Annotated in this window: 4 protein-coding genes; 3 read left to right on the forward strand and 1 reads right to left on the reverse strand. The window is 63.6% G+C overall.

The features are described from left to right. The 3 genes from EN893_RS38665 to EN893_RS15015 all read left to right on the forward strand — a co-directional run. Positions 1-215 (forward strand): hypothetical protein (locus tag EN893_RS38665; protein ID WP_206640120.1); only part of this gene is annotated, 215 nt, incomplete at its 5' end. A gap of 166 nt (positions 216-381) precedes the next feature. Continuing rightward, complete coding sequence (locus EN893_RS15010; RefSeq protein ID WP_127270072.1) at positions 382-2,751, forward strand: aminomethyltransferase family protein; 2,370 nt, start codon at positions 382-384, stop codon at positions 2,749-2,751. Positions 2,752-3,136: 385 nt separating this feature from the next. Beyond that, complete coding sequence (locus EN893_RS15015) at positions 3,137-4,846, forward strand: APC family permease (protein WP_127270074.1); 1,710 nt, start codon at positions 3,137-3,139, stop codon at positions 4,844-4,846. A 68-nt stretch (positions 4,847-4,914) separates the two neighbouring features. Here the strand turns inward: EN893_RS15015 and EN893_RS15020 are convergent. Then, positions 4,915-5,973, reverse strand: a 1,059-nt coding sequence (locus tag EN893_RS15020) for an efflux RND transporter permease subunit (protein WP_164900879.1), incomplete at its 5' end; no start/stop codon positions are given.

The following is a 5,973-nucleotide window of genomic DNA, read 5'->3' on the forward strand; positions in this document are numbered from 1 at the left end:
TGCAAAAGCACGCGATGCGCGCATGGAGTTCGCCAATGCAACTTGACACCACAGATAGTCGCTCATTGCCCTGCCGGGCATTTCTCCCCGTAAACGGGGAGAAAGAAGCTGGACCGCAAAGCCGGCACTTTTTTGCACCGTTGGCGATTGGCGAAACCGATGAGGACAGCGTCCTTCGCCCCGTTCACGGGGAGAAGATGCCGGCAGGCAGATGAGGGGCAGCGCCGACGCTCCGAAGGCGAGGCGGAGTGGCGAGTTCAAGCCCGAGCGATTGCACCGACGGTCAAGCTCCGCCTTGCCAAACCCAACCAGGCTGCCTATTCTTACCGCTAAAATAATTTCACACACAGGCAAACTTGTTTCTCGAACCGCAAGGCTGAAATGAGCCAGTCGCCCTACCCCGCAATTGCTGCCGGACCGCCGCGGCCGAGCCTCATCCTGAGGCCCGGCCAGATCGCGCTGCCGCCGGGCATGGAGCGTTATACGATCCATGGCAATGGCGCGGTGCTCATCGATATCGAGGCCGGCGACACGATCACCGTGCGCAATGTCGAGGGCGGCCAGGCCTGCGAGTTGCTGGCTTGGGACAGGAGCGGCGCGACCGATCCCGGCATTTTTGGTGAAGCATCGAACAGCAACGCTGCCGGCATCAAGGCGCTGCTCATAGAGGGTGACGACAGTCTCGCCTCGCTGCGAGGCGGGCTCGCGCGCCGGCAGGTGCAGCTTGACCATGCCAAGGCCGTGCGGGTGTTCGGCGCCACTACGCCTGCCGGTACAGAACAAACATTCACGGTCACGCGTGACGGCTCGCTGATCATCGCCGCGCCCGGTGGACCGATGCTGGTCGATGGCCACGACACGGCGACGCCGCTGACTGCCATCGTTCGCCGCGCCACGATCCGCCCGGCGGCGAAATCGCTACTGGCCGATCCGCTGGCCGACCCGGTGCTCGATTTGCGTGTCCATTCGGCGACGGCGGAGGCCTATTTCGTCAAGGCCGGCGACTATCTCCAGATCATCGATGTCGACGGGCGCCAGTGCACCGATTTCCAGTGCTTTTCGGCGCGCAAGCTGGACAGGGGACTGGATCATCCGCTCGACGTGACGACGACGCGCACGCTGATGGGTGCAAGCTACCCGATGCCCGGCCTGCATTCCAAATACTACGACCAGGACATGGAGCCGCTGGTCGAGGTTATCCAGGACACATGCGGCCGGCACGACGCCTTCGCGCTCGCCTGCGCGGCCAAATATTACGACGACATCGGCTATCCCGGCCACACCAACTGCTCGGAGAATTTCAACGGCGCTCTGGCCGGCAAGGGCGTCAATCCCCGCGCGGGCTGGATGGCGATCAACTTCTTCTTCAACACGGCGATCGACGCGCATGGCGTCATGGTGTCCGACGAGCCGTGGTCGCGGGCGGGTGACTATGTGCTGCTCAGGGCGCTCACCGACATCGTCTGCGTGTCCTCCGCCTGCCCCGACGACACGACGCCGGCCAATGGCTGGAACCCGACCGACATCCATGTGCGGACCTATTCCGGCCAGCACAAATTCTCGCGAGCGATCGCCAGACGCATGACGCCCGATTCGGAACCGAAAATGACCCGCGAGACAGCTTTTCATTCGAGCTTTGCCAAGCACACCCGCAACTTCGGCGAGTACAGGGGCTATTGGCTCGCCAATTCCTTCGCCAAGGACGGGCCGATCGCGGAATACTGGGCCTGCCGGCAGGACGCGGTGATCATGGACCTGTCGCCGCTGCGCAAGTTCGAGGTTACCGGCCCGGATTCCGAGGCGCTGCTGCAATACACGCTGACCCGCGACGTCAAGAAGCTTGGCGTCGGCCAGGTGGTCTATTCGGCCATGTGCTACGAGCATGGCGGCATGATCGACGACGGCACCCTGCTGCGGCTCGGCAAGGACAATTTCCGCTGGGTCGGCGGTGACGATCTGTCCGGCGAATGGCTGCGCGAGACGGCGACGAAGCTCGGCCTCAACGTGCTGGTGCGCTCGTCGACCGACCAGATGCACAACGTCGCCGTCCAGGGTCCGAAGAGCCGCGACATCCTGCGAGAAGTGATCTGGACTTCGCCATTGCAGCCGTCGATCGACGAGCTCGAATGGTTCCGCTTCGCCGTCGCCCGCATTGGTGGCGGCAACGGCATTCCGGTCGTCGTCTCGCGCACCGGCTATACCGGCGAACTCGGCTACGAGATCTGGTGCCATCCGCGCGACGCCGAAAAGGTGTTCGACGCCATCTGGGAAGCCGGCCAGCCGCATGGGCTGAAGCCGATGGGGCTGCAGGCGCTGGACATGGTGCGCATCGAGGCCGGGCTGATCTTCGCCGGCTACGAATTCTCCGACCAGACCGATCCGTTCGAGGCCGGCATCGGCTTCACCGTGCCGCTGAAGAGCAAGACCGACGATTTCATCGGCCGCGAGGCGCTGATCCGCCGCAAGGAGCACCCGCAGACGAAGCTGGTCGGCCTCGACATCGACGCCAATGTCGACGTCGGCCATGGCGATTGCGTGCATGTCGGCCGCGCCCAGATCGGCGTGGTCACGTCGGGCATGCGCTCGCCGGTGTTGAACAAGACCGTCGCGCTGGCCAGGCTCGACGTCACCCATTCGGCTGTCGGTACCGAGGTCGAGATCGGCAAGCTCGACGGCCATGCCAAACGGCTGCTGGCGCGCGTCGTCGCCTTCGCCCACTACGATCCGCAAAAGATCAAACCACGCTCCTGACGGCCTTCCTCCGAAGACAGTGAGGCCGTGCTGGCAGCCTGATAGGAATTTTTTCTTGACCTGCTGAGGGCAGCTATGCTACATATTCGTCCATGGTGCTGATTTGCGCCGGGACCCGCCTCCGGCGGGTTTTTCGTTTCCAGACCCCTGGTCCTTTTCCGAACAATCCTGCCCGCCAGTGTGAAGCTGACATGTTTCGCAAGCGTGATGTGCACGGCGCGACAATTCGCTTGACGTGAAAGCGCGCCGGATCAATCTTCACTCCTAAGAAAAAAATACGACTGAGTGGAAACACCAGCAGTCGATCAATGCATGCGTCGATGGTGAGCCTAGCGAAGCCGCGGCGGTCACGAACGGGGCACATCAAAATGGGGAACAGAGACATCTGAGCACGATAACGACTGTCCTGGAGCCGCTTGCCGAAGGCAAGTTGCACCGAAATATCGACTGGCGCGGCGCCTTCTGGGTGGCGAGCGGCGTGCCTGCCCTCGTCCTGTTCTCGATCGGCGGCATTGCCGGCACGACCGGCACGCTGGCCTTCGCGATCTGGATCTTCTCCATGATCATGGGCTTCCTGCAATCCTTCACCTATGCCGAAATCGCCGGCCTGTTTCCGAACAAGTCGGGCGGCGCGTCGATCTACGGCGCCACCGCTTGGCTGCGCTATTCCAAGTTCATCGCGCCGCTGTCGGTCTGGTGCAACTGGTTCGCCTGGTCGCCGGTGCTGTCGCTCGGCTGCTCGATCGCCGCAGCTTATATCCTCAACGCGTTGGCGCCGGTGCCGCTGTTCACCGATGCCTCGCCCGAAGTCGTCGCCTATATCGCCGCGCATGCCGGGACGAGTGCTGCCGACGCCATCACGGCGGTGACCACCGCGGCAACGCCGGTGATCCGCAACTGGACGCTCTACAGCCACACGCTGGGGCCGGTCTCGTTCACCCTCAACGCGACCTTCTTCATCGGCGCGGTGCTGATGCTGATCATCTTCGCCATCCAGCATCGCGGCATCCTCGGCACTGCCAACGTGCAGAAATATATCGGCCTGCTGGTCATCATCCCGATGCTGATCGTCGGCGTCGTGCCGATCGTCACCGGCCAGATCAACTGGGCGAATTTTTCGCCGCTGGTGCCGCTGGCGGCAGCCTACGCGCCCGAGCCCGGCGCCTGGAACATTGCCGGCTGGACGCTGGTGCTTGGCGGCATGTTCATCGCCGCCTGGTCGACCTACGGCTTCGAGACCGCCGTCTGCTACACCTCGGAGTTCAAGAACCCGGGCACCGACACGTTCAAGGCCATCTTCTATTCCGGCCTTTTGTGCATGCTGCTGTTCATCCTGGTGCCGTTCACCTTCCAGGGCGTGCTTGGCCTCAACGGCATGCTGGCGACACCGATCGTCGACGGCTCCGGTGTCGCCGACGCGCTGGCCGGCATGGTCGGCGGCGGGGCGCTGATCCACAGCCTCTTGGTGATGCTGATGATCCTGGCTCTGGTTCTGTGCATCATGACGGCCATGGCCGGCTCTTCACGCACGCTCTACCAGGGCTCGGTCGATGGCTGGCTGCCGCGCTATCTCAGCCATGTCAACGAACATGGCGCGCCGACGCGGGCAATGTGGACCGATCTCGTCTTCAACCTGATCGTGCTGGCCATCGCCTCTGCCGACGCGACGAGCTTCTTCTTCATCCTCGCCGTGTCGAACTGCGGCTATATCATCTTCAACTTCCTCAACCTCAATGCCGGCTGGATCCACCGCATCGACAACGGCCATATCGCCCGGCCTTGGAAAGCACCGAGCTGGTTGCTCGGCGTCGGCGCGATCTTCGCCTATGTCAACATGATCTTCATGGGCGCGGGAGCCAAAGTTTGGAACCCGATGGCGCTGTGGGCCGGCCTGATCACGGCAGCCCTGATCATCCCGGTGTTCTGCTTCCGCCATTACATCCAGGACAAGGGCAAGTTCCCCGACCACATGCTGGCCGATCTCGGCATGACGGGGGCCGACCTCTCGGTCAAAAAGGCGGGCATACTGCCCTACCTGACCCTGGTCGCCGGCGTGGTGGTGATGCTGCTCGCCAACTGGTTCTTCGTCATCTGACCTCGTAAAAGTGAAAAGGATCGGGCGCGCTTCGGCGCGCCCGATCCTTTTCGACTGGCGTGATCGGTCTATTCGGCGGCCAGCGCCAGTTGCGGCTTTTCGGCTTCCTGGCTCAGTTCCAGATCGTCGGTCCGCCCCTCCGCCCCGCGCTTCTTCGGCTCCCGGCCGAAGAACAGGGCGTAGCCGGCAGGCAGGACCAGGATGGTCAGCACCGTGGCAACGAGGATGCCGCCCATCATGGCGTAGGCGAGCGGACCCCAGAAGACGCCGCGCGAGATCGGGATCAGCGCCAGCACCGCCGTCAGCGCCGTCAGCGTGATCGGCCGGAAACGGCGAACGGCCGAACCGATGATCGCCTCGTAGCGGTCCATGCCCGCGGCGATGTCCTGGTCGATCTGGTCGACCAGGATGATCGAGTTGCGCATGATGATGCCGAGCAGCGCGATGACGCCGAGAATGGCGACAAAGCCGAACGGCGCGCCGCTGATCAAGAGTGCCGCGGCAGCACCGATAATGCCAAGCGGACCGGTCGCCAGCACCAGCATCGCCTTGCCGAAGTTCTGCAGCTGGATCATCAAAAGCACGACGATGACGGCCAGCATGATCGGCGCCTTGGCGGCGATCGAAGCCTGGCTTTCCGCCGAATCCTCCGCACCGCCCTGGATCTCGACCTTGTAACCTGGCGCCAATCCGTCACGCAGGCCCTGCATATCCTTGTACAGTTTGGTGACGACGTCATTGGACTGCACGCCGTCGGGCAGCGTTGCCCGCACACTGATGGTCGGCAGACGGTCGCGGCGCCACTCGATGCCTTGCTCCAGCACCGGCACCACCTTGGCAACCTGCGACAGCGGCACGAAGCCACCGAAGTCGGTCGGGATATAGACCGAGTCGACCGAGGACAGCAGGCTGCGGCTGGCATCCGGCTCGCGGGCGACGATGGACACCGTCTCCTCGCCGTCGCGGAAGTCGTCGAGCGGCGCGCCGGACATCGCCGCCTGCAGCATCTGGCGGATGCGCTGCGAGGTGACGCCGAGTGCGCGGGCACGATCCTGATCGATGACCAGCTTCATCGCCGGAACCGGCTCCAGCCAGTCATCATGCACGGCGCCAAGCAGCGGATCCTC

The sequence above is a fragment of the Mesorhizobium sp. M7A.F.Ca.CA.004.04.2.1 genome (assembly GCF_004022825.1).
Lineage (GTDB): Bacteria > Pseudomonadota > Alphaproteobacteria > Rhizobiales > Rhizobiaceae > Mesorhizobium.

Excerpts from the sequence above, each read along its gene's own strand:
- EN893_RS15010 (WP_127270072.1), top strand. The coding sequence starts at position 382 with ATGAGCCAGTCGCCCTACCCCGCAATTGCTGCCGGACCGCCGCGGCCG.